General features: G+C 46.1%; 25 protein-coding genes. 13 read left to right on the plus strand and 12 right to left on the minus strand.

Going from position 1 to position 23,495, the window contains the following annotated elements:
- The 8 genes from HRU69_03080 to HRU69_03115 all read left to right on the plus strand — a co-directional run bounded on the left by HRU69_03080 (position 1) and on the right by HRU69_03115 (position 9,877).
- Positions 1 to 297 (plus strand): helix-turn-helix domain-containing protein, encoded by a 297-nt coding sequence (locus tag HRU69_03080; GenBank protein QOI96530.1) that lies wholly within the window; start codon positions 1 to 3, stop codon positions 295 to 297.
- Positions 298 to 1,291: 994 nt separating this feature from the next.
- Complete coding sequence (locus HRU69_03085) at positions 1,292 to 1,525, plus strand: hypothetical protein (GenBank protein QOI96531.1); 234 nt, start codon at positions 1,292 to 1,294, stop codon at positions 1,523 to 1,525.
- A 104-nt stretch (positions 1,526 to 1,629) separates the two neighbouring features.
- Positions 1,630 to 2,718: an efflux RND transporter periplasmic adaptor subunit gene (locus HRU69_03090; GenBank protein QOI96532.1), complete on the plus strand. Its 1,089-nt coding sequence runs from the start codon at positions 1,630 to 1,632 to the stop codon at positions 2,716 to 2,718.
- Positions 2,719 to 2,737: 19 nt separating this feature from the next.
- Entirely contained in the window at positions 2,738 to 5,983 is a 3,246-nt protein-coding gene (locus HRU69_03095; protein ID QOI96533.1) for an efflux RND transporter permease subunit, read from the plus strand.
- Positions 5,973 to 7,406: an efflux transporter outer membrane subunit gene (locus HRU69_03100; protein ID QOI96534.1), complete on the plus strand. Its 1,434-nt coding sequence runs from the start codon at positions 5,973 to 5,975 to the stop codon at positions 7,404 to 7,406. Before HRU69_03095 ends, HRU69_03100 begins: the two co-directional genes overlap by 11 nt.
- A gap of 85 nt (positions 7,407 to 7,491) precedes the next feature.
- Positions 7,492 to 8,247: a phosphatase PAP2 family protein gene (locus HRU69_03105; protein ID QOI96535.1), complete on the plus strand. Its 756-nt coding sequence runs from the start codon at positions 7,492 to 7,494 to the stop codon at positions 8,245 to 8,247.
- A 3-nt stretch (positions 8,248 to 8,250) separates the two neighbouring features.
- On the plus strand, positions 8,251 to 9,456 hold the full coding sequence (locus HRU69_03110; protein QOI96536.1) for an MFS transporter: 1,206 nt from the start codon (positions 8,251 to 8,253) through the stop codon (positions 9,454 to 9,456).
- A 4-nt stretch (positions 9,457 to 9,460) separates the two neighbouring features.
- Positions 9,461 to 9,877 carry a hypothetical protein gene (locus HRU69_03115; GenBank protein ID QOI96537.1) on the plus strand — a complete coding sequence of 139 codons (417 nt, stop codon included), beginning with the start codon at positions 9,461 to 9,463 and terminating at the stop codon, positions 9,875 to 9,877.
- Positions 9,878 to 9,889: 12 nt separating this feature from the next.
- Here the strand turns inward: HRU69_03115 and HRU69_03120 are convergent, their stop codons facing one another.
- The 5 genes from HRU69_03120 to ribD form a co-directional block, all read right to left on the minus strand.
- Positions 9,890 to 10,570: a hypothetical protein gene (locus HRU69_03120; protein ID QOI96538.1), complete on the minus strand. Its 681-nt coding sequence runs from the start codon at positions 10,568 to 10,570 to the stop codon at positions 9,890 to 9,892.
- A gap of 4 nt (positions 10,571 to 10,574) precedes the next feature.
- A complete protein-coding gene (locus HRU69_03125) occupies positions 10,575 to 11,717 on the minus strand; it encodes a histidinol-phosphate aminotransferase family protein (GenBank protein QOI96539.1) in 1,143 nt (380 codons plus the stop codon).
- Between the two features lie 84 nt (positions 11,718 to 11,801).
- Positions 11,802 to 12,788, minus strand: coding sequence for a hypothetical protein (locus tag HRU69_03130; protein ID QOI96540.1), 987 nt, complete (start codon positions 12,786 to 12,788; stop codon positions 11,802 to 11,804).
- A gap of 39 nt (positions 12,789 to 12,827) precedes the next feature.
- Entirely contained in the window at positions 12,828 to 13,310 is a 483-nt protein-coding gene (locus HRU69_03135) for a GAF domain-containing protein (GenBank protein QOI96541.1), read from the minus strand.
- Between the two features lie 10 nt (positions 13,311 to 13,320).
- Positions 13,321 to 14,361, minus strand: a complete 1,041-nt coding sequence (gene ribD / locus HRU69_03140; GenBank protein QOI96542.1) for a bifunctional diaminohydroxyphosphoribosylaminopyrimidine deaminase/5-amino-6-(5-phosphoribosylamino)uracil reductase RibD — start codon at positions 14,359 to 14,361, stop codon at positions 13,321 to 13,323.
- A gap of 28 nt (positions 14,362 to 14,389) precedes the next feature.
- On the opposite strand from ribD, the gene prmC reads away from it, so the two are divergent.
- Both prmC and HRU69_03150 read left to right on the plus strand, forming a co-directional pair.
- Positions 14,390 to 15,241 (plus strand): peptide chain release factor N(5)-glutamine methyltransferase, encoded by an 852-nt coding sequence (gene prmC / locus HRU69_03145; GenBank protein QOI96543.1) that lies wholly within the window; start codon positions 14,390 to 14,392, stop codon positions 15,239 to 15,241.
- On the plus strand, positions 15,238 to 15,918 hold the full coding sequence (locus HRU69_03150; protein QOI96544.1) for an alpha/beta hydrolase: 681 nt from the start codon (positions 15,238 to 15,240) through the stop codon (positions 15,916 to 15,918). Before prmC ends, HRU69_03150 begins: the two co-directional genes overlap by 4 nt.
- Here the strand turns inward: HRU69_03150 and HRU69_03155 are convergent.
- The gene (locus HRU69_03155; protein QOI96545.1) at positions 15,828 to 16,370 is read right to left on the minus strand and encodes a hypothetical protein; all 543 of its coding nucleotides are present in this window, start codon (positions 16,368 to 16,370) and stop codon (positions 15,828 to 15,830) included. The two genes, HRU69_03150 and HRU69_03155, sit on opposite strands and share 91 nt — an antisense overlap.
- A gap of 173 nt (positions 16,371 to 16,543) precedes the next feature.
- Here HRU69_03155 and HRU69_03160 point away from each other — a divergent pair, with 173 nt between their 5' ends.
- Positions 16,544 to 17,149: a DUF4254 domain-containing protein gene (locus HRU69_03160; GenBank protein ID QOI96546.1), complete on the plus strand. Its 606-nt coding sequence runs from the start codon at positions 16,544 to 16,546 to the stop codon at positions 17,147 to 17,149.
- Complete coding sequence (locus HRU69_03165) at positions 17,146 to 18,207, plus strand: glycosyltransferase family 9 protein (GenBank protein ID QOI96547.1); 1,062 nt, start codon at positions 17,146 to 17,148, stop codon at positions 18,205 to 18,207. The genes HRU69_03160 and HRU69_03165 overlap by 4 nt, the downstream gene beginning before the upstream one ends.
- Here the strand turns inward: HRU69_03165 and HRU69_03170 are convergent.
- Genes HRU69_03170 through HRU69_03185 form a run of 4 tightly spaced genes read right to left on the minus strand, consistent with a single transcriptional unit; the run spans position 18,179 to position 20,930 of the window.
- Positions 18,179 to 18,532, minus strand: coding sequence for a DUF3307 domain-containing protein (locus HRU69_03170; protein QOI96548.1), 354 nt, complete (start codon positions 18,530 to 18,532; stop codon positions 18,179 to 18,181). The two genes, HRU69_03165 and HRU69_03170, sit on opposite strands and share 29 nt — an antisense overlap.
- A gap of 12 nt (positions 18,533 to 18,544) precedes the next feature.
- Entirely contained in the window at positions 18,545 to 19,087 is a 543-nt protein-coding gene (locus HRU69_03175; protein QOI96549.1) for a cupin domain-containing protein, read from the minus strand.
- A gap of 13 nt (positions 19,088 to 19,100) precedes the next feature.
- On the minus strand, positions 19,101 to 19,703 hold the full coding sequence (locus tag HRU69_03180) for a short chain dehydrogenase (protein QOI96550.1): 603 nt from the start codon (positions 19,701 to 19,703) through the stop codon (positions 19,101 to 19,103).
- Positions 19,704 to 19,718: 15 nt separating this feature from the next.
- A complete protein-coding gene (locus HRU69_03185; GenBank protein QOI96551.1) occupies positions 19,719 to 20,930 on the minus strand; it encodes an alanine dehydrogenase in 1,212 nt (403 codons plus the stop codon).
- Positions 20,931 to 20,979: 49 nt separating this feature from the next.
- Between HRU69_03185 and HRU69_03190 the strand changes: the two genes are divergently transcribed.
- Complete coding sequence (locus HRU69_03190) at positions 20,980 to 21,555, plus strand: isoprenylcysteine carboxylmethyltransferase family protein (GenBank protein ID QOI96552.1); 576 nt, start codon at positions 20,980 to 20,982, stop codon at positions 21,553 to 21,555.
- An 11-nt stretch (positions 21,556 to 21,566) separates the two neighbouring features.
- Here HRU69_03190 and HRU69_03195 read toward each other — a convergent pair whose 3' ends face one another.
- Together HRU69_03195 and HRU69_03200 are read right to left on the minus strand one after the other, a co-directional pair.
- Positions 21,567 to 21,791, minus strand: a complete 225-nt coding sequence (locus HRU69_03195) for a hypothetical protein (GenBank protein QOI96553.1) — start codon at positions 21,789 to 21,791, stop codon at positions 21,567 to 21,569.
- Positions 21,788 to 23,329 (minus strand): glutamate--tRNA ligase, encoded by a 1,542-nt coding sequence (locus tag HRU69_03200; GenBank protein QOI96554.1) that lies wholly within the window; start codon positions 23,327 to 23,329, stop codon positions 21,788 to 21,790. The genes HRU69_03195 and HRU69_03200 overlap by 4 nt, the downstream gene beginning before the upstream one ends.
- Between the last annotated feature and the right edge of the window lie 166 nt (positions 23,330 to 23,495).

The following is a 23,495-nucleotide window of genomic DNA, read 5'->3' on the forward strand; positions in this document are numbered from 1 at the left end:
ATGAAAGACAGAAATGAGGGGAGGATTAATCGTGATCAACTTATCACGGTGGGAGATCTTGAAATATTTAAAACAAGCCTGATACAGGAAATAAAGAATTTACTGACGAACGCTACCAGCACAACGGCGAAGAAATGGCTAAAATCATCCGAGGTTAGAAAGCTACTGGGAATCTCGTCAGGAACCCTGCAAAACCTTCGGGTAAATGGTTCGCTCAATTTCACCAAGGTGGGCGGCATTATCTTTTATGATTGCGATGAGATTCAAAAACTACTTAGGGATAATGCAGACCGTTGAGGGACTTTGTGATTTCTTGAATCGAGTCACATCAGATACAAACCTGACAAGTGCTCATGTCAGCGTATGTGCCGCGTTGTGCTCCGCGTGGATTCATAACGGCTTCAATAATCCCTTTAATATTTCTCGTAGCCGCATCATGTTGGCAGCAAAAATTAAATCCAAGACAACCTATCATAAAGTCATTGGCGACCTCGCACAATTTGGATATTTAAAGTATAACCCGTCTTATCATCCCGGTAAGTGTAGCGAAGTACTTATAATGCCTTAAAGGGGGCTTGTTGCTAGCACGCGATTTGCTATATTTAGGAAAGAATTGCAGTCAAAGAAAGTGGTGAGTTAACTGGTGAGTCAGTTTGAATGCCACTCCTAAGATAATGAAATACAGCATGTTGAGGGTGATATTAAAATCCCTCCTCCTCTGCAAACCAAAGTCCCGCGAAGTTGGATTTTAGTTGACGAATAACCGAAGGAAGCGAAGCTAAATGTTATTCTGCTAGCGTAATCATATTCACAAACTGATCATAGCTATCCATCTCCCTGCCGATTACCAGGCAGGCTTCCTGCTGTTTCCAAAGAATAACAATAGAGAACGGGGTAATCATCGGCCTCCAGGATAACTTGGTATAGCAGCAGGTATTCAGCCAAATCGAGGGGGTGGCGTTCAGCAAAAATAAAGTTAATACAACTGAATAGTGGCTGTATCCGTTTATACAACGCCATTCAGCCTTTAACCGTAATTGGTGAATTGTTGCAATTGTTTTTAGCTTTGCGGCATACCTGCATAATGATAAGTAGCCTTGCCAGTAGGTTTAGACTTAAGGAAGCTTTTAAAAAAATTGCTTTGCATGGGCTTCTGCTGCTTTTTTTAGCCTTTTCGGCTCACGTTGAATATAGGTATGTTTCCTGCCGGACGGTCGTTTCACAAGTTTCACCGGCTACTCTTGCCCCTACTGACAGATCGTATCCTGGTAATTCTGGTGTTAACTTACCGATGGAAGCAGAATCGCTTCCAGGTGAGCGCGATGACGCAGATGAAAAGGGTCCTTTTGATCCTACTGAGGATGCAGCTTTTAGATTGCCGCGTTATGCAGCATCAATTCAACTTACACACCTTCATGATGCTTCCAATCTTAGTCGGCATCTGCATCGGTCCTTATTTAACCGACCTGTTATTTCTCTTATAATTCTTAATTGTTGCTGGAAAAATTTCTTTAAGCAACTGTAACGCTGTGCTTGTGCCCTTATAAGAGGGCAAATTTTAAACACAGGTACTGTACTCCATCCGGTACAACCGCATCAACACAAAATCAACATTTTAATAACATTACAATGAAGAGAACAATCATTCTCGGTATGTTGGCAACTTCACTCATTTGGACTGGGTGCCTGCATCATGAACATGAGGAGAAAGAGCCTCAACTATTTACTGTTTCTAAATCAATTAAAAAAGATACTGTTATTTTTAAGGAGTATGTTTCTCAGATCAGGGCTATTCAACACATTGAACTACGGGCACTTGAGAGAGGCTATCTGCAACAAATATATGTGGATGAAGGTCAATCCGTAAAAAAGGGGCAACTACTCTTTCAGATTCTGCCGGTTATCTACAATGCAGAAATGAAAAAGGCACAGGCCGAGGTATCGTTTGCCGGAATAGAATATCTAAATACAAAAGCATTGGCCGACAGCAATATTGTTTCGCAAAATGAGCTTGCACTGGCGAAGGCAAAATTAGAGAAGGCTCGTGCAGAGTTAACATTGGCACAAGCGCATTTAGGGTTTACGCAAATCCGCGCACCATTTGATGGAATTGTGGGTCGCTTTAATGATATAAGGCTGGGTAGCCTTGTGGATGAAGGTGAGTTGCTCACCACACTTTCGGATAACAGTAAAATGTGGGTTTATTTCAATGTGCCGGAGGCAGAATACCTGGAGTATGCTTCACGTCCTAAATCCGAAAGCCCCCTCCGGGTAAAGTTGCAACTCGCCAACAACCAACTTTTTCATGAAGAAGGAATAGTAGAGACCATTGAGGCCGACTTTAACAATGAAACAGGAAACATTGCTTTTCGGGCCACCTTTAAAAATCCGAACGGACTTTTGCGTAGCGGAGAAACCGGAAATATACTGATGCCGATATACCTCAACGATGTATTGGTCATTCCTCAGAAAGCAACATTCGAAGTGCTTGATAAAAAATTTGTTTTTGTTGCTGGTGCCGATAGTATCGTTCGCTCGCGTGAAATCCGTATTGGAGCAGAGATGCCCCACCTGTACACCGTTATTGATGGCTTACAGGAAACGGATATGATATTGGTTGAAGGTTTACGAAAGGTTAAAAATGGCCAGAAAATCAGCTATAAGTTTCATGACCTTCAGAAAATAATAGCCGAGTTACGTAACCTTCGCGCTGAGTAATTTCCTAAGGGCAACTTCTATGTTTAGCAAATTTATTCAACGGCCGGTCCTGGCTATTTCGTTATCAATAGCTATTGTTTTCTTAGGCATACTGGCGATTAACACACGACCGATTTCGCAGTTTCCGGATATCGCTCCGCCACGTGTAAACATCTTTATTGCTTACCCCGGCTCAAGTGCGCAGGTATTGGTCGAGTCAACATTAATTCCGCTGGAGCGGGCCATCAACGGTGTACAAGGTATGCAATACCTGACATCCGATGCGACAAGTGCAGGTGAAGCTACGATTCAAATAATCTTTGAACCGGGCACTGATCCCAACGCAGCGGTGGTGAATGTAAAAACCCGCGTTGATGCCATTATGAATAACCTTCCTCCATTGGTTCAACGCGAAGGGATCATCATCACACCCATTCAGCCCAGTATGTTGATGTACGTGAACCTGTACAGCACCGACAAGAATGCGGACGAGAAATTCCTGTATAACTATGCCAACGTCAGCATCATTCCTGAACTGCAACGTGTAAGCGGTATGGGGCGTGCACAAATACTGGGCAGCCGCACCTTTGCCATGCGTATATGGTTAAAACCCGACCGGATGCGGGCGTATAATGTTTCTACCGAAGAAGTAATGGAAGCCATGCAGGAGCAAAGCATCATTGGACGGCCCGGAAGGCTGGGCCAGGCTTCAGGTAAAACCGCACAGTCGTTAGAGTATACCCTTACGTATAAAGGCCGGTTCAATAAGCCCGAAGAGTATGAGAACATTATTGTACGGGCAAACCCGGAAGGTGAAATTTTGAAATTAAAAGACATTGCCGAAGTAGAATTAGGCAGTGAATTTTTTGACATCTATTCCAATAAAGACGGATACCCATCGGCCTCTATCGTACTCAAGCAAAACTTTGGCACAAATGCCAGTGCCGTTATTGCCCGCACCAAAGAAAAACTGGAAGAACTGCGAAAGGATTTCCCTCCGGGTATGGATTACGAAATCAACTACGATGTTTCCAAATTCGTAAACGCATCCATTGATAAGGTTATGCACACCCTGGCAGAAGCCTTTGTGTTGGTGGCGTTGGTAGTATTTATTTTCCTGGGCGACTGGCGATCAACGCTTATTCCCATCATTGCCGTTCCGGTCTCACTGATTGGGGCGTTTGTGTTTATGCAAATGTTTGGCCTCACCATCAACCTGATTACGCTCTTTGCTTTGGTGCTGGCCATTGGCATTGTGGTGGATGATGCCATTGTTGTGGTAGAAGCGGTTCACGCTAAAATGGAAGAAGAACATCTCTCTCCGTTTAATGCTGTTAAAAAGGTGCTGGGCGAAATCAGTGGTGCCGTTATTGCCATCACACTCATTATGACAGCCGTGTTTGTGCCCATTGCTTTTATGACGGGCCCGGTAGGTGTTTTCTACCGGCAGTTCTCAATCACCATGGCCAGTTCCATCATCTTATCGGGTGTTGTTGCCCTTACCTTAACCCCTGTACTCTGCGCCATGATTTTAAAAAACAATCATGGTAAACACAGACGCAGAACGCCTGTAAATCTTTTTATCGACTGGTTTAACAGGAAGTTTGATCAGGGAACAGGCTTTTATGTTCGTGTTCTCAAACGGATTGTCAACCGCAGGCTGGTAACGTTTGGTATGCTGGCCGCATTTGCACTTGGCATTTTTGGTATCAATAAAACATTACCGTCCGGCTTTATCCCCAACGAAGATCAGGGCCAGATATATGCTATCATACAAACACCGCCCGGCAGTACGTTGGAGCGGACCAATGATGTGAGCCGGCAACTTCAAAAAATTGCCGAGGAAATTGAAGACATCGAATCGGTAACATCGCTGGCCGGATATGAAATTCTTACCGAAGGGCGTGGCTCCAATGCCGGTACGTGTCTTATCAACTTAAAAGATTGGGAACACCGTGAACATTCGGTTAAAGAAATCATTGAAGAGCTGGAAGAAGAAACCCATAACCTGGGCGCTGTTATTGAATTCTTCGAACCACCTGCAGTTCCGGGCTATGGTTCATCCGATGGTTTTTCATTGCGCCTGTTGGATAAGAACAGCACGGTAGATTATCATGAATTCGATAAAATCAATACCGAGTTTATGGAAGCGTTGCATAAGCGCAAAGAGCTTACAGGGTTGTTTACTTTTTATGCAGCAAATTATCCGCAATACGAATTAATAATCGACAATCAGAAAGCCATGCAAAAGGGAGTTTCCATTGGTACGGCTATGGAAAACCTGAACATTTTAATTGGCAGTACATACGAACAAGGCTTTACCCGGTTTAATACGTTTTTTAAAGTGTATACACAATCGGGCCCGGAATACAGAAGGATGCCTTCTGATATTCTCAACCTGTTTGTGAAAAACAACCGCGATGAAATGGTTCCATATTCATCGTTTGTTGAACTGCGGAAAACACAAGGGCCTAACGAGATTACACGCTTTAACCTGTACACATCATCGGCTATTCGCGGAGTACCCGCTCCAGGCTACACCACTGGCGATGCCATTGATGCTATTAGAGAAGTAGCCGCACAAACACTGCCGAATGGTTATGACATTGCCTGGGAAGGATTGTCATACGATGAAGCCCATCGCGGCAATGAAGCACTTTACATTTTTATTGTTGTGTTGATATTCGTTTACCTGGTGCTCGCATCGCAATACGAAAGTTTCATTATTCCGTTAGCTGTTGTGCTGTCACTACCAGCGGGTGTATTCGGTTCGTTTTTGTTGCTCAAGTTAATGGGCCTGGCCAATGATATCTATGCACAGATAGGGTTGATCATGCTGGTTGGTTTATTGGGTAAAAACGCGGTGTTAATTGTAGAGTTTGCTGTTCAGAAACACCACCAGGGGGCAACGGTTTTATCGGCAGCTGTTGAAGGTGCAAAAGTCAGGTTCCGCCCCATCCTGATGACCTCGTTCGCATTTATTGCAGGCCTTATTCCTTTGGTGAGGGCAACCGGTGCAGGGGCAGTGGGTAATCGTACCATTGGTTCGTCTGCGTTAGGAGGTATGCTGCTCGGAACACTTTTCGGGGTGGTGATTGTACCCGGTTTATACTATGTATTCGGAAAATTGGCGGAAGGAAGAAGATTGATTCAAGACGAAGACGAAAATCCGCTCACGGAAGATTTGGTAGAAAATCGATCGCGGGCCTCATTGATTAAAAAGATTCAAAACCTTGGTTTGTTATTGAAAGCAGCAAATCGAAAAAGAAACAAAAATGAAAACTAAGATTATATATAAGAGCTGCATACTCGTTTTGATACTCTTGTCGGTTGTGCGTTGCAAAGCACCAGATTATGCCGCTAAAACCGTAAATAAAAATGTTCCTGAAACGTTTACGGCAGCGGCTAAGGATACGATAACAGTAGCACGCCTGAACTGGCGGACCTACTTTGCTGACCCTAACCTTGTTGCGCTGATTGACACGGCATTAAAAAACAATCAGGAACTCAATATCCTGCTAATGGAGATTGAGATTAGTAAAAATGAAGTGAAAGCACGAAAGGGCGAATATCTTCCTTTTGTTCACGTTCAGGCTGAGGCCGGTCTTGAAAAGCCGGCCCGTTATACCCCGGGCGGTGCGGTTGAAGAATCGTTGGAGATAAAACCGGGCACCTCTTTTCCGGAGCCATTGCATCGGTATGGCTTTGGATTGTCAGCTTCCTGGGAATTGGATGTCTGGAAAAAATTGCGCAATGCAAAGAAGGCCGCCTTTAACCGGTACCTGGGTAGTGTAGAAGGCAGAAATTTTATGATAACCAACCTGGTGGCCGAAATTGCCGACTCGTATTACGAATTAATGGCGCTTGATAATTTGCTTGCGATTGTTCAGCAAAATATTGCCATCCAAACAAATGCACTTACCGTTGTGCGGCAACAAAAAGATGCGGCCAAGCAAACACAACTTGCTGTAAATAGATTTGAAGCACAATTATTGAACACGCAAAACCTTCAATACGAAATTCAGCAACGTATTGTTGAAACCGAAAATCGGATTCATTTTTTAACGGGTTCGTTTCCTAAAGCAATTCCCAGAAACTCGGCACAGTATTTAAGTTTAAAAATAGATTCGGTGCAAGCCGGTATTCCAATACAGTTGCTGGTAAATCGTCCGGACATTCGGCAGGCTGAATTGGAACTGGCAGCAGCACGCTTAGATGTGCAGGCTGCACGGGCTAATTTCTATCCATCACTTGGCCTTGAAGCAGCGGTTGGTTATGCGGCCTTTAAACCAACATACCTTATCAAGCCCGAATCTGTGTTGTATACTTTAGCCGGTGGGTTAGTTGCACCGCTAATTAACCGAAATGCAATTTATGCTGCCTATAATACAGCAAATGCAAAACAACTGCAGCAGGTGTTTCAATATGAGCGTACATTATTAACGGCCTATCTGGAGGTGCGGAATGAGCTGGCTAAACTTCAAAACTATGCCGGCAGTTACGATGCCAAATCGAGGGAAGTGGAAATCCTGACGCAATCCATTACCATATCAAATAATCTTTTTATGTCAGCCCGAGCCGATTATCTGGAAGTGCTGCTAACACAGCGCGAAGCACTTGAATCGAAAATGGAATTGATTGAGATTAAGAAAAAACAACTGGCCGCACGAATCGGAATTTACCGCACACTGGGAGGAGGCTGGAAATAATACGGGTTGAGGTTAGCGGATAAAAAGCGGCTGTTGTGCCTGCGGAGGAGGTTATCATCTGAACCAAAACGAAACAGATACTGGAATGTATACTTCTAAAACACTTTTTTCCATCTTACTCTCTTTTTACGTAACACAAGGCAGCGCGCAGCAAAGCGATTCGACACAGCATAAATCCTATTTCACAAAATCAGCACGGTGGAGACAAGCGTTTGCCGTTCCGGGTTTATTGATTTCCACCGGAGTACTGGCTGCTACCGATAATGACCTTATCGACAAATTTGAAATACAAGAAGAGCGCAACGAAGTGGCGCCCCGGTTTCGCACGCATGCCGATGATTACCTGCAATATGCGCCCCTTGTTGCCGTGTATGGTTTAAATGCGTTAGGGTTAAAAGGCGAACATGACTTTGCCAACCGAACGGCCTTACTGGTTAAGTCGGAGTTGATTATGATGGCCATGGTGTTGTCGTTAAAGAAATTCACTGCCGTGCCGCGTCCCGACACGGGCACACCTAACTCTTTTCCATCTGGCCATACTGCTGAGGCGTTTGTAGCGGCCACATTTCTTCATAAGGAATATGGTAAAGAGCATCCGCTTATCAGTGTACTGGGTTATACTACGGCAACCGGTATTGGTGTGTTGCGGATTATGAACAACCGCCACTGGGCTTCGGATGTAATTACCAGTGCAGGCATTGGCATACTGGCAACTAACCTTGCTTATCTTACCCATCAGCACAAATGGGGCAGAAAGCAAGTAGTACGAAACTCAATAACGGTTGCGCCTACTTATTCACAGGCAAGTTGGGGAATGTATATGCAACTACGACTTCATTAACACATGCGAGTCATTACGCGAACCGTCTGGATTTTATCCCTGGTAAGTCTCTTCACCGACATGGCCAGCGAAATGCTTTATCCGGTGATGCCCATCTATCTGAAAGAAATTGGCTTTTCCATTTTATTGATTGGTATTCTGGAAGGCTTCGCAGAAGCTACAGCGGGCTTAAGCAAAAGTTATTTTGGCAAACTTTCGGATGTAAGCGGTAAACGGCTACCCTTTGTCAGGTTGGGTTATTTACTCAGCGCTGTCTCAAAACCGATGATGGCCGTTTTTGTTTATCCGCTATGGATTTTCTTTTCCAGAACTATGGACAGACTCGGCAAAGGTATCCGTACAGGAGCCAGGGATGCCATGCTATCTGATGAAGCTACACCCGAAACGAAAGGACAGGTATTCGGTCTTCATCGCGCTATGGACACGCTTGGTGCGGTACTTGGTCCGGTCCTGGCGCTTCTCTATCTTTATTTCTTTCCCCAAAACTATAAATCACTTTTTTTCCTGGCCTTCATACCCGGGCTAATTGCCATTGGCTTCACTTTTCTAATTAAAGATGGAAAGAAAGACAAGGACAACAAAATTGAACCGCAGGTTGTTTCCTTTTTTTCGTTTGTTCATTATTGGAAAGCAGGTGCGCCTGCCTACAAAAAGCTTGTTATTGGATTGCTCATTTTTACATTAATCAACAGTTCGGATGTCTTTCTGCTTTTGAAGGCTAAGGAATCCGGGCTGAATGACACAGCCGTTATTGCCGTTTATGTTTTCTATAACCTGGTATATGCCATAGCCGCATATCCTTTGGGCAAACTAAGCGATATAATCGGGTTTAAACGTGTGCTCATCTTCGGTTTAATTGTTTTTGCAACCGTTTATGCCGGTATGGCTTTGAGCAGCGAATTATATCAATTTTATGGTTTATTTTTCTTGTACGGAATTTACGCTGCAGCCACAGAAGGTGTTGCCAGGGCGTGGATAAGCAACATCAGTAACAAAAAAGATACAGCCACGGCTTTGGGTACCTTTACTGGCTTTCAGAGTATCTGCACAATGGCAGCCAGTGCGTTAGCCGGATGGATTTGGCTCGATTTCGGAGCTCAGGCTACCTTCCTTTTCTCATCCGGGGTTGCTCTGATGGTAGTCTTGTATATCCTGTTTGTCGTCCCTTCTCATTCTAATAAAACCGAACGGGCATTAAAACTAAATTAATAACATGAAATTTTCATCCGATTCCCATAACCGGGCTGTTCGCTCAATTGCTCAGTTGATGGAAGTGAAACTGATTGAACTTGAAAACCTTCTGCGGATACCCGATCATCAAAAGCCAATAAGCATGATGTGGGTCAACGACTTAACCACTGAGGAAGTCCGCCTCATAAAGCAAACCATTCAGGAGCTATTCGGGGTGCTGGTTCAATTTCGTGATCATTATGAAATCAAACCGGTTGAAATCAGTCTGAAGCGCGACATTACATTTAAAACTGCGTTGCTCTGGCAGGAAATATCCGGTGCCACCGGAAAGAACATGGAAGGATACGGCAGTCTTGATAAAGGATTAAAGAAAGAATTTGAGGAATACACATCCCGCATGAGCGCCTTGGTTAACACACTCTACCAAGTAAGTAATTAACGCAACAGGCACTTAATCGCTTAGGGTAACCATATTTACAAACTGATCATAACTATCCATCTCCCTGCCGATTACCAGGTAGGCTTCTTCAAGTTCCGACAAAAAAAACAATAATTGAGACCGGGAGGTTATGTCATCGGCTTTTCGGGTAAGTTGACGTATTAACAACTGTTCATCCATAATTGTGGTATTGGTGTACAGCGATGATAAGGCCAACACCTGTTCATAGGCCATAAAATTGAGTACCCCGGTGGCTTTGGCCGACTCCCAGGCAGCAGTATGGTATGAGCCTAGTGCTAGTGAGGAACTGGAGATGTGGACCGGAATAAAAATCGACTTGCTAGCTACACTGTCGAAATCAATGAACACCAAACCCTTATATGTTTTGTTAACGGAGTCCGCTGCGGCCTTGCTCCCTGTAAAAAGTAAATCTTCGGTAAGTTGTTGAGCCAACCGCTGTAGCACATCAATTTTCTCGAGGTTACCCCGAATGTTACTGTGTAAACTATTTTGGTTTATGAGTATTTCGGTTTTCAGGCGTTCAAGTGCCTGGGTAGTCAGCTCATGCTGGTTGCTGCGTTCACGCCACGAATCCAGTTCAAAAGCGATCAGGATTCCGAACAAGGCACTAAAAAACCCAATCACATGATTGGGCCAATCAATGGGTACTTTGGGCAACGAAAACTTTTTCATTTAGTCAGGCAATTACTTCATCAAAGGCTTTGGTAAACGCCTTCATTTCATCCAGTGTGCCAATGCTTACCCGGCACCACTCTCTATCCTGATAATCCCAGATGCGAATCTGAAAGCCCCGTTTTTCGGTTTCCTCTAAAATGGTCTTTCCGGCTTTCGGTGCAGGAAACAGCACCACGTTGGCGTGCGATTTCCCGTAAAACCATTTTTTACTGTCAAGGTATTTGCAGAAATAATCACGGGCTTCCGCGTTCTTTTTACGGGTATAACTCATAAACTCAGTATCCCCCAGGCTGGCGTTGGCTGCCGCCAGCACAGGTTGGTTGATGATGGTACCCGGCTGGTATTTAGCAAACTTCTGCAAGATATCCGGCTTTGCCACAAGATACCCCAGCCGTAAGCCGGCAAGACCATAAATTTTCGAGAACGTCCGCGACACAATAACATTATGGCCTTTCCGCACCAGGTCAACCATGGAATGCTGCTGCGAAGGTTCAAGAAATTCAAGGTAGGCTTCGTCCGAATACACAATGGCCTTGCGGGCCATCTCCTCGCTAAAACTTTTCAGCCTGGCCGGTTCTACAATGGTACCTGTCGGATTATTCGGGTTAACAACAAAAATAATTTTTGTATCCGGCTTAACAGCTGCCGCCATGGCCTCAAGGTTATGCGTAAGGGTTTCGTCAAGGTCAACCTTATCCCAGCGGGCATTAAACTTCACAGCAAACTCCATCAGTGTACGGAAAGTTGGAAATGCCGAAAGTACCGAGCCGCCTTCAATGCCCAGGCTCATACCGGCCAGCGCAAGCAACTCACCTGATCCCGCACCCAACAGAATGTAATCGGGCGATACTCCTTCCTTTTCGGCCAGCACTTTTTTAAACTCCTGCGACTCGGCAAACGAGTAGCGGTTGTGCTCAGTAATTGACGCTTTGATCGCTTCGCGTGCTCTGGCCGAAGGACCGTATGGATTTTCGTTTGAGCCCAGCCTGATTAGTTTGCCGGGGCGAAATACACCGTGCAGTTTCTCAGCACGGCTTACGGGCGCGGCCATCAGTTCTTCAGCAAGTGCAATGCTTAGCGGCAACCCTGCTCCCAGCGCTGCGGCCGATTTAAGCCAGTTCCTTCGGGTAAATGTATTTTCCATAGATGCCGGGTTATTATTAACAGAAGAAAAGGTACTCAAAAAAAACTTTTTCCGAACACAACATTTATGCAACTGGCTTCGTGTTTACCAGGGTGCTTTTTGATAATACGTTACGTACGTTTCGCCATCAAGCACAATCATCGGATCGTTGTTTTTAGGATGATTGCGCTTTTCCAGTTGGTACGAACCCGCCCCCCGGCCGGTTTGTGACTGGTAATAAATCCGAACACCATCGTACGTCCAGGTGCCGCGATCCATACTTTGCGAATTGGTACCGCCATAAAAAGCATCGGTATTAACACTGCGCGAAGTTTCTCCATAATATTCATAGGTGCCATCGGCATTCAGGGTAATGCATTTCTCGGTGCTGCTGCCTCCGCTGTTGCTGCTGTACACATTTACATAACACCATTTACCCACCAGTTCGGGCGCTACTCGTGCTTTGCCGGCTGATGCCGGAACCGATGAAGCCGTTGATTTGCTGTACGTAACTGTTTGACCGTTTGCCGTAAGTAAAAGTTGGTTATTCCTGATTTGATAGCCCAGTACTGCATCGCCCATCGGGGTTTGCAAAACAACATTATTGCCGTCAATCCGGTAGGTAATGTTTTGGCCGCGATAAGCGCACTGGCCATCGGCACGAAATTCAATTGCCTCTCCGTAACCTGACCACGTGCCTAATAAAACATTTTTTGCTGGCGGATTACTTGCCGATTGTACAGGTTGATCTTTTAGAACCGGTTCGTTGCCTGTTTGCGACAACCGGGTAAACGTAATAGCGGTATCAAGGTCGCCACCCGAAAGTGTCAGGGAGTTTCCGGCAACCGAAAATGTATAGGGTGTAGTTATGGCCGACTGGGTGATGGATAGTTTGTTGCCGGCAATGGCATAGCGAATCGGCTCACCATCAAACTCACCGGTACCATCTTCATTCAGAACCAGCGTCATCTGATAACCAAACTGGTTGTTTACCCATATTCCGGTTGGTTTGGCGGCCTGGGTCCTGGCGCCAATCTGGGCGATACAGGCCTCACAAATTATCAGCGTAAAAACGAGTAGAAACGTTCGCATACTTTCCCTTTCAGGAATGAAGGTAACGATTTTTAGCGGCTATAATCCAGCTTCAACCAGGCGCATTATTTTTTCCAATGCATTTTCATCAACGGCATCGAAGTCATTCAGCTTGTCGCTGTCCACATCAAGTACCAGGCTAACTTCACCGTTTTTGAAGGCAGGTACAACGATTTCCGATTTTGAAGCCGAACTGCAGGCAATATGACCGGGAAATTCGTCCACATTGGGCACCACAATGGTGCGCTTTTCTTTCCAGGCGGTGCCGCATACCCCTTTGCCAAAACTGATACGGGTGCAGGCGATGGGGCCCTGAAACGGCCCGAGCACCAGTTGGTTATCCTTTACCAGGTAAAAGCCCACCCAGAAAAATTCCATGGTTTGCTTTAATGCTGCGGCAAGGTTCGAAAGGTTGGCGATGAGGTCGGGCTCTCCGGCAATTAACGATTCAACCTGCGGTATCAGCGTTTGATATTTTTCCTTTTTACTGGTTGATGAGGCGATGATCAGTTCTTCGGCCATAGTAAACTTACTAAAGTGGATAATAGGTTGTAAGCGTATCTGTAAGTAAAGATTCCAAAGAAACTAAGTTTCCCTGAAATTGTGGCGCACGAATTCCCTTGCCAAATGCATGCTTCGATGTAAATACGCGGGCTTCATCCCACAGGCCCGCATCAATAAAATATTGAAGCGTTTGAGCGCCTCCCTCCACCAGCACCGACTGAATTTTTCGATTGTTCAAATCCTTAACCATTTCGTTCAAAAAATCATGCTCATCAACTCGGGCAAGAACAAAATTGCCATGCTCTTCATGTTTCAATACGTTATAAACCAGGGTTGGCTGCGACCGTTCGAATACATGAAGGTTGGAGCTGAGTTTTAAAAACCGGTCGATAACAATGCGTGTTGGATTTCGGCCGGTCCATTCCCGTACGCTCAGTTTCGGATTATCATGAAAAACTGTTTTTGTACCCACGAGCACGGCATCTTCTTCGCTGCGCCACTTGTGCACCAACTGGCGCGAATGCGCATTGCTTATCCACTTCGAATCTAAATTTTCTTTCGCCACAAAACCATCGGCAGTCTGAGCCCACTTCAGAATAATGTATGGACGGTTTTGTTCCATCCGGGTGAAAAACCGCTTATTCAACTCGCGACCTTCTTTCTCAAGGATGCCGGTAATAACCTCTATACCTGCCTCGCGCAGTTTACGGATACCCCCGCCATTAACCAACGGGTTCGGATCAACATTGCTGATGACCACTTTCTTTACCCGATAATTTATCAACATATCCGCACACGGAGGTGTTTTGCCAACATGTGAGCACGGTTCAAGGTTTACATATACGGTACTTTCAGTTAACTGCGATTTATCATCAACAGAATTAACTGCATTCACTTCAGCATGGGCTTCGCCATAGCGGGCATGCCACCCCTCACCAATAATCCGGCTGTTGCAAATGATTACGCAACCCACCAGCGGATTCGGGCTTACATAGCCCCGGCCCAGTTGCGCAAGCTCATGCGCGCGCCTCATAAACAATTCATCCTGGTGGTGATCGTGCCGGTTCATAAGTACTTTTGCAAAGATTGACAAAAGCGTGAATTCCCGAAAACTCTTTACCGAACTGGTGCTTCAGGTTAACCTGAACGAGCCTGCTTCAGAAATCAATGAGAAAATTCTGATGCTGATGGAGCAGGTGCTGGGCCTAACGAAGCCGAAAATTCTTACGGGTACAGCAATTACCCTGACACCAGAACTTAAAACACAACTGGATAAGGCGATTAGCCGCATAAATAACCACGAACCTATTCAGTACATCGTGGGAGAGGCCGAATTCTACGGACGAAGATTTAAGGTAAACTCATCCGTACTTATACCCCGCCCTGAAACTGAAGAACTGGTTCAACAGGCCGTTTCATTAATCCAGCCAAAAAGTAATCCGGTCATACTCGATATCGGCACCGGCAGCGGATGCATTGCTATTTCGTTAAACCTGGAACTGCCAACAGCCACCGTTTATGCTACCGATGTAAGCAAGAAGGCCCTGCGGGTGGCACAGGAAAATGCCAATCGGATAAAGGGCCGGGTTACTTTTCTTCATCACGACATTCTGACCTCCGAAATTCCGTTTAAAAACCTGGATTTAATTATCAGCAACCCTCCTTATATTGATGAGAATGAAAAAGAAACACTTCAGCCGAACGTTTTGGCCTACGAACCACACGAAGCCTTGTTTGCCCCTGGCAACCCGCTGATTTTTTATCAGGCCATTGCATCGAAAGGACACCAGGCACTGAGGCCGGGTGGATTAATCATGGTTGAAATCAATGAACACTTCGGCAATGAAACAGCAGGTATTTTTTCTCAGGAAGAGTATGATCAGGTGCACATCATAAAAGATATTTCAGGAAAAGACAGGATAGTAACGGCCATTAAACCCAAAGCATGAACTCCCTGATTGTACTGCATGGCGCGTTGGGCTCAAAAAATCAGCTTGATCCATTGTGTAAAGTACTGCGGCAGGCGCATCCTCATGTTTATTCATTAAATTTTTCAGGCCATGGTGGCAAGCCGTTTCGTCCATCATTTGGCATTGAAACGTTTGCCGAAGATGTGTTACGGTTTTTAGATGATCACCAGCTAAAACAAATTGATCTGTTCGGCTACAGCATGGGAGGTTATGTAGCCTTGTGGCTGGGTTACCGGCATCCCGAGCGTATTGGCAAAATAGTTACCCTGGGTACTAAATTCGATTGGTCGCCTGCATCGGCTGAAATGGAAACAAGGAAACTTAATCCGAAAAAAATACAGGCAAAAGTTCCGGCATTTGCACGAATCCTGGAGCACCGCCACGCCCCGAACGACTGGAAAGAATTGCTTCAAAAAACCTCGTTAATGATGCTGGGCCTGGGCCGGCAGCCTTTACTTACCGAAAAAGTTCTTCAAACCATCAATAAGCCGGTTACAATTTGCCTTGGCGATGAGGATGATATGGCCGACCGGAATTACTCTAAAAAAGTTTCGGAGATAGTGCCCTATGGCAGATTCATCCTTCTAAACAAAACACCGCACCCCATTGAGCGGGTTGATGTAAGCGTTCTTTCTTCAATCATTCTTAACTCGTAAGGCTCGCCTACCCAAAAGGGAGTGTTGCCTGTAATCCTCACTATACCCTGTGTCTGAACAATGTCATCAGTAAGTCCTTCTTTAGCAAGGTTGCCGGTAGAAATAAACCGGAGTTGGGTGCCTGCCTTCATCCACTTTTCAAAGCTACCATTACAAATTAATGACCAGCGAAAACCGGCATAGAATACCACAATGTTCATGTCCGAAAAAGGAAGCATTAGTTTCTCAGGAGGAACACCAATCAAATTAACCGAGGGGCACTTCGTAGCCTGCAAAAACATCATGGCCGTATGCAGCGGATTCTCTTTATCCTGGTATGATAAAATTTTTAACGGGGCATGGTCAGCTAACGCAGCGGCATGCATTTTTGCCCGTTCATACCCGCAAATCAACACATCAAATTTTACTCCCCAGCTCAGAAATTTTTCCAGTGCATCTTCAAGCGCAATCACAGTCGGGCTCCACTAAGGCAGTTGTTGCACAAGTGTAAACGGAACAGCCTGCGCATCGGCAATGACCAGGGCCGGCTCCAGATTTTCCCGTACAACATGGTGCGATGACATGGGATTCGATGTGGCTTTCAGGCGAATAAAATAACTAAATTTGCAGTCATCTGTATAAAAGTATGCTCAACGCCTCAGCCTGTTACGCCATATTTCAACAAAGCATTGACGACTATCATCTTCACGATAATGTCGATACCCCCGTCCGCAATCCGTACGCAGAAGGTTCCTTTGAATACCTGCTTTACCTGAAAAACTGGATTGACACCGTGCAGTGGCACCTGGAAGATATTATTCGGTTGCCGGATATTGATCCAAAAGCAGCCCTGCAAATTAAAAGACGGATTGATAAGTCGAACCAGGATCGGACCGATACCGTAGAGCGTATGGATGATTATTTCATGGAGCAATTTGCAGGCGTTACGTACAAGCCCACGGCACGCATTAATTCTGAAACTCCGGCCTGGCTGCTCGATCGCATGAGCATTCTGATGTTGAAGATTTATCACATGAAGGAGCAAACCGGGCGCACAGATGCCACAGCCGACCACATTGCCCGCTGCCAGCACAAACTGAACATTTTACTGGAGCAGAAAATGGACATGCACCTGGCATATGACCAACTGATAGAAGACATCCGTAATGGCAACCGGAAAATGAAAGTGTACCGCCAGATGAAAATGTACAACGATGCATCGCTTAACCCGATGCTGTACAACAAAAAATGACTAAAATTCTGATTCTTCGCTTTTCGGCCATGGGCGATGTACTGTTGCTCGTGCCGGTGCTTCGATCGCTGGTGACCGCACATACTAAGGTGGAGGTTGTTGTTGCCACCAGGCCACGTTTTGCTGCATTCTTTACGGGTATTGAGCGGGTAAAGGTTTTTGAAGCCGATGTGGACACGCGCTTTACCGGGTTTTTTGGCGTACGCAAACTTTTTTTTGCACTGCTGGTAAAAGAAGATTTTGATGTGATCATCGACATGCACGATCACTTGCGCACGCTCATCCTGCGCAACCTGTTTGCACTATTCGGAAAAAAGGTGATTGTTTTTAACAAAGGCCGAAAAGAAAAGAAAGCCTTTACCCGAAAGCAGAATAAAATAACTACACCACTGCCACACACTATTCAGCGCTATCAGGAGGCGTTTGAAAAAGCCGGTTATTCATTTCCGGTTATACCGGGCCCTTACCTGTTTACTAATGAAACGGCCCGTCAACACCTTCAGAAATGGCTGAATAAGTACGCGCTGGTAAAAAATGGCCCCTGGATTGGTCTTGCCCCATTTGCCTTGCACCAATCGAAAATATGGCCGCTGGCCAACTACCCTGGGCTGATTCAGGAACTCATCCGGAAAATAAACCCGACAATCTTTTTATTCGGTGGCGGTGATCATGAGATCAAGTACTTCCACGATTTGCAGGAACTCTTTCCGAAAAATTGCGTAACGGTTGCCGGCCAACTTAAAATGCAGCAGGAGATTGCCTTGCTTCAGCAACTGGACCTGATGGTGTGTACCGATTCGTCAAACATGCACCTGGCTACACTGGCCGGAACACCCGTACTTTCCATCTGGGGAGGCACCCATCCGGATGTCGGGTTCGGGCCGTTTGGCCAGGGGAATGAAAGCATTTTGCAGATTGACCAGAAAGAACTGCCCTGCAGGCCCTGTTCAGTTTATGGTAAAGAAAAATGCCACCGGGGCGATTTTGCCTGCTTAACCCGAATTTCTATTGAAATCGTTTCAAAACGGATTACGGAACGACTGAACTCACCGGAATAAAATATCCGAAGGAAATGATAAGCGTGGCTGAATGGATAAACTGGTCCAGGCCGATAATCAGAAAAAAAATTCTACGGTTATTCTTATACAAAGCCGTCAATCGGCTGGTCAATAAATCGGTAAGGCCGTGCAGCAAGCCGTTGATGGCAGCAAAATAAAGTGCATCCTGCCAGTGTAACAGCCATAAACAAAACACCGCAAGCACAGCGGTATAAACCAGAATATGAAATGCCAACCACTTTAAACTGCTGCTTTTATTTAGCGCCATCGCCTCGGTCTGAAACAGAAAATCAGCTACCCAATGCCCGAACAACAGTGTAACCAAGGCGCTCACCAATTAAAACGTAACGTACTTATTGATCAATTCCTTATCCAGTCCGGCAGCCCTTGCCTTTTTTGCCTGCCTGCGCAGAATGAACTCAAAAATGCTGCGCCAGCCGGGCAAGTTGCTTTCGCTGATCTCAAATAACCAGGCCAATGCCAACGGATTTCTGGGCATTCCGTTGCTGCGTACTTCGCCATCGCGAGCCAGGCCATACCCTATCTGTAATGATTGCTCAAAACCGCGGCTTGCCGGTGTTAATTCAACCCGAAATTTGCACGGTCTGCCTGAAGAATTGAAAAACCGGTGGTTCATATTCGGATGGGCTGTGGCCGACTGGCCGGCCAACAGCGTGTGTACGGTTTTTCCTACCTGCACGTTTAATTCACCTTCCAAACAATGAAATTTTTCCGCGTAGGTTTTGTGGTAATGAATGCCGACTCCGCCTTTTGGCGCCAACTCAACCTCAACAAGCGTGCGGGCACCCTTGGTTTCGGCTGCGGTTTCAAGAAAGGTTACATAATCTTTTTGAACAGGATTATAGATTTTTCTTTCCATTGCGTTTTGCTGATTACGATAATACCTCAATCACTTTGCCGGTATCAAAGCCTTCTACACTTTTAATGTAGCCTTGAACAATCTTCCACATGGGCACCGGTACATGGCCCGGGAAGAATTCAGCCAGTTGTGCTGCCGAGGCTTCGGCCAAACCGGGTGCAACCGCATTAATGCGAACATTTTTCTTTAATTCAATGGAAGATCCCAATACATACCCGTGAACAGCATTGTTAACCATACTCAGCACGGTCCCTCCGCGTACCGGGTCGCGGTACAAAATTCCGGTGGTAAGTGTAAATGACCCTCCTTCACTGATTTTGTTTTTGCCCAACATTACCAGGTTAATCTGGCCCATCATTTTACTTTTAATGCCTGTATAAAAATCTTTCTCCTTCATGGCATGAAACGGCCCGAAATAAGCTGTGCCGGCCGTACACACCACCGCATCGAACTTACCTACAAACTTATACATGGTTCGGATGGACGATGCCGAAGTAATGTTTACCTTAAGCGGCCCGCGGTTGGCACTGGCCCTTATAACTTCGTGCCGCTTTTCAAGTTCGGCAGCTACATGCGACCCAATAGTACCGGTTGAACCCACAATAATGATTCGCATAGCTCTTTGTGAATACTATCCGTTAACATAATCCTGAAGATACTGGAATACCGGGGTTAGTGCACCATTATTTGTTATGGTGGCACGTGCAATTATTCCCTCAACATCTTCTACCAGGAGCGGCTGCAGAATTTTGTCCAGCAGGTCGCGCCCGAATTCTTCCGAAGCATTGCGTGGCAACTCGCAAGGCAGGTTATCTACAGCCATAACCGTAACGTGGTGTTCGCTGCTTAGCGGAGGCTTCTCCTTTCCGGTAGCCGGGTCGTAATCATAAAGCGGCTCATCAATTGTGCTTGCCCGGAGTGTGGAAGGTATTGAGCCTTCAATGTCGCAGGTGATGTCGGCAATTACTTTAATCTTAAACTCAGGCGAAAGCATATCCTGACGTGTAAAGAGCACAGGTGCCTTCGGATTCCAGTATGCTCCGGCCAGCAGTACATCGGCTACCTTGGTAAATGAAAGAAATGTAGAGCTGTATCTTTCAGGCTGGCGGTGAAACTCATCGCGATTAAAATGTCCGCCTTCTTTACGCACATGGTAATCGGCACTGCTTAGTTGCACATATACCGGTTCATCGAAAGTCTTCGTCAGAAAATCAGCAGGACTTATTTTACGAATCCCGGCCGAGTCGAGCGTTTCCATGGCGCCTCTACCAACCCGTCCCGCACCGGTAAGCACAATTTTAACAGGCGGCAGTTTCATTTTACGCAACTCCAGTTTCAGGTCGTTTACATCAAAGCACTCGTGCGCACGCTTTAGGTTAAATTTTTTGTAACGTTTACCGTAAGTCCATAAGCCGTTATAGGCTCCTACCAGGCCGGCAAACCGGCCGAAGGCCACCAGCCTGTTGCCCAGTTTATCTTTCAGCGCCTCATAATCAATCAGGCGGATGTTTTTCTTTAAAATCTCCTGCAACAATTTGCGGTTATGCGGTTGTTTTTTGATGGTGTGCGAAAAGAACAAGTAGGTTTTGCCGGGGATTAGCTGGTCAACAGGTACCTCCTTTATCCCCATCAGGATGTCGCAATCGGCAATACGTTCAGCTACCTCCACATCCAAAGCACGATACTCCCTATCCTGAAAACAGCGGATGGGGCTTTCCTGCACTACCACCTTTACGTGCGGAAACCGCTGTTCAATCTCTTCAGCCTGAAAAGGTGTAAAGGGCACGCGTTTGTCAGGCGGAGTTTTGCCTTCGCGTATTAGTGCTACTCTGATCGATTTCATACCTGATTTTCGCTTTAAAGGTAATGAAGCTTTGCATTACCTTCGCAGCATGGACCACATTTACCTGGCTTTTGCTTGGGGCACTTACTTTTTTCTGCACAGTTACCTGGCCTCCAGCCAGGTGAAAGATTCTGTTAAGAAAACCTGGCCGCAACTGGCGGTATTGTACCGGCTGCTTTATGTTGTTGTGTCCACCACCGGGCTGGCAGGTATCGGTTGGTTGCTCACCGGCATTCCGAGCAGGTTTGATCTCGAACCTTCGCCTGCACTGCAGGTAACCGGAATTGTAGTACTACTAACGGGGGTGGTTATTATTCTTCTCTCCTTCCGGCAGTATAGTTTCACCGGCTTCATCGGCTTACGTAATGATGCACACGACACATTGCAAACCAATGGGTTGCTGAAGTACGTTCGGCACCCGATCTATGCAGGCACGGTACTTATTGTGTTGGGGTTTAGCGCGCTGTCGCCAACATCAACAGTACTGGTTTCTGTACTATGTATCTTTACTTACCTGCCTGTTGGAATTTATCTGGAAGAGAAGAAACTGATTGCGCTATATGGCCAAACGTACCGCGACTACCGCAAGTGCGTGCCGGCAGTGTTTCCAAAACTGAAATTCTGAAGTTCCGGTTCTCAGGATTTTTTATTCTTCTTACCCTTCTTCAATTCTTCGTAATCATCGCGTTCGGCAAGCTTCTTGTCCTCCACATTCTTATCCAGAAACGCATTGAGCTTTTCGATATCCATATTGGATTTGAGTTCACCAAATTGATCGACAGATAGCTCAAAGCCTTCCAGATCTTTGTGTACCCTTGGCTTTTTAGGTGCCTTTTTTGGTGGTGTGGCCTTCTTACTCATGATGCAGGTGCTTTTACCTGAAAATTAGAAAGAGCAAAACCCAATCTGTTTACGGTTTCTTCCCGGCCAATGATTTCAAGGGTCATCATCAGGTCGGGTCCGGACGAATCGCCCGTAATGGCCACGCGAAGAATTTGCATAACCTGCCCTGCTTTAATGCCCAACCCGGTAGTTACCTGTTCGATTGTTGTCTTTAATGTTTCTGCATTAAACTGATCAAGGATTTTCAATGCTGCTATCACCGCCTTAAAAAAACGGGCAGCATCTGCATTCCATTTTTTGGCAATCACGGCTGAATCGAATGTGGCCGGGGCATGGAAGAAAAATCGTCCGTGTTCGTAAAAATCTTTTGGAAATGAAACCCTATCGCGCATAGCCGTAACAATCTTTGCCGCTTTTTCAGGCGAGCAGGAAATCCCTTGCAGGGCAAGTTGCTGATTCAGGTAATCCGTAAGTTCCGCTATTGGCTTAGCTCGGATATACTGTTCATTGAACCAGGTTGCTTTTTGAATATCGAACCTCGCGCCTGCCCTGCCGATGCGCTCAATGGAAAAGGCGTTGATTAACGCTTCCATCGAAAAAATTTCCTGTTCGGTGCCCGGGTTCCAGCCCAGGAATGCCAGAAAGTTAATCAGTGCTTCAGGCAGATATCCCGCTTCGCGGAAGCCGATGGATTTTTCACCGGTATTCGGATCAGTCCAGTTCAGCGGGAAGATCGGGAAGCCCATCCGGTCGGCATCACGTTTACTGAGTTTTCCATTGCCGTCAGGCTTCAGCAGCAGGGGCAGGTGTGCAAATTGCGGCATGTTGGCCTCCCAACCGAAACTCTTGTACAGCAACACATGCAGGGGGGCCGAAGGCAGCCACTCTTCACCGCGTATTACATGCGAAATCTTCATCAGGTAATCATCAACCACATTGGCCAGGTGGTAGGTAGGCATGCCGTCTGATTTCATTAAAACCTTGTCATCCAGTTCGCTGGCCTTTACAACCACATCACCGCGGATTAAATCGTGTAACCGGATTTCACCCGTCTCAGGCACTTTCAACCGAATCACATACGGGGCTCCCGACTGAATAAGTTTTTCGGTTTCAGCTGCAGGCAGCGTAAGCGAGTTGCGCATGGTCATCCGGGTGAAGCTGCTGTACTGCTGGTGGTCTACTCCGGATTTCTTCAGCCGTTCGCGCATGACTTCCAGTTCGGCTTCCGAATCGAACGCATAGTAGGCATGCCCGGTGGCGATTAATTGATCGGCATATTTCCGGTATAATTCCTTCCGTTCCGATTGGCGGTAAGGCGCATGCGGCCCCCCAACACCTGCTCCTTCGTCAATACCAATGCCTGCCCATTTCAACGACTCGATGATGTATTCTTCAGCGCCCGGCACGTAGCGGTTCTGGTCGGTATCTTCTATCCGTAAAATCATCGTTCCACCCTGCTGGCGCGCAAACAGGTAGTTGTACAAAGCCGTGCGCACCCCGCCAATGTGTAATGCCCCTGTAGGACTTGGCGCAAACCGAACCCGTATCTTCTTCATCCCCCAAAGTTAATGGTTGCGTTCTATTTCTTCTTCAGGGGGAACTAACTAAGCTGTTTTCCGGCAATCAAATCTAATTGTCGTCCTGAGTTACGCCCAAGCGGGACGAAGGACCTTTATAATTTGAATAAGAGATGCTTCGCCTTGCCTGCAGCAGGTGCAGCTT

This window comes from Flammeovirgaceae bacterium, assembly GCA_015180985.1.
Lineage (GTDB): Bacteria > Bacteroidota > Bacteroidia > Cytophagales > Cyclobacteriaceae > UBA2336.